Origin of the sequence: Brachyspira catarrhinii (assembly GCF_005518285.1) — a bacterium.
In the GTDB taxonomy this organism is placed as follows: domain Bacteria; phylum Spirochaetota; class Brachyspiria; order Brachyspirales; family Brachyspiraceae; genus Brachyspira; species Brachyspira catarrhinii.
Map to the genome: position 1 here is coordinate 1 of NZ_SJDU01000537.1, position 1,214 is coordinate 1,214.

Below are 1,214 nucleotides of genomic sequence, written 5' to 3' on the forward strand. Positions count from 1 at the left end.
GCGAGATATTTCGGGATATAAAGCGGCGCCGCAAGAACTGCATTTTGTAGCGTATTTGTCGTTTGTCGATTTGCAGGATTTACATTTGATAGTTTTCGCCATATAAAAATCTCCAAATATTTATTTAATTTAATTGAGTAATGATATTTTCAAATTACAAAATTGTCAACTATAAAAATCGAATAATAAAAAATTAAATAAATTTATAATTGATTTTTTAAAATTATTGTTATATAATTAATAAAATTAAATTAATATTGGAATGGAATAAAAATGAATAATGTATTTTTAAAATATAAGATTATTTTTTATTTATCTGATTTTATGAATTTGAAATTCTTAAAAGGGAATGCAAACGGTTTAACTGTTTCATTCCCTATTTTTATGCCTAAATAATATTAAAAGGATATTAAAATGAGAAATATTATAGGAATTAAAGAAATGTCGAAAGAAGAGATTATTGAAATTCTTGACACGGCTAAAAAATTAGATTGTGTGAATGAAGACAAAAGAAGAAAAATGATGGACGGAAAAATAATAACGAGCATATTCTTCGAGCCTTCGACAAGGACGAGATTATCTTTTACCTCCGCGGCTTATAAACTTGGCTGTCATGTATTAGGTTTCGACAATCCAAATATGAGTTCGGTCGTAAAAGGAGAATCTTTAAGAGACACAATAATCATGGTTTCCGCTTATTCGGATGTAATAGTTATGAGACATTATATAGACGGAGCGGCAAAATTTGCAGAGGAAGTAACGACATGCCATATAATAAACGCGGGAGACGGAGCGAACGAACATCCGAGCCAAACATTGCTCGATTTATATACGATAAGAGAAGAACTTGGAAGTATAGAAAATAAAAAAATCGCATTTGTAGGGGATTTAAAATACGGAAGAACGGTTCATTCGCTTTCTAACGCTTTGAAAATGTTTAATGGGGAATTTTACTTCATAGCGCCAAAAATAATACAGATACCTAATCATATATTAAAAGAATTGGATAAAGCTGATATTAAATATCATATAGGTGATAATTACGAAAGTATATTAGGAGAAATCGATTGTTTATATATAACGAGAATACAGAGGGAAAGATTTGACGATATAAAGGAATACGAAAAAGTTAAGCACGCGTTTAGAATTTCAAAAAAAGATATTGAAGGAAAATGCAAAGATAATATGATAAGAATGCATCCTCTTCCGTATTT

General features: G+C 29.2%; 1 protein-coding gene. It reads left to right on the top strand.

Annotated elements, in window-relative coordinates; all coding sequences use genetic code 11:
* Positions 1 to 414 precede the first annotated feature (414 nt).
* Positions 415 to 1,214, top strand: an 800-nt coding sequence (gene pyrB, locus EZH24_RS12135) for an aspartate carbamoyltransferase (protein ID WP_137999325.1), incomplete at its 3' end; no start/stop codon positions are given.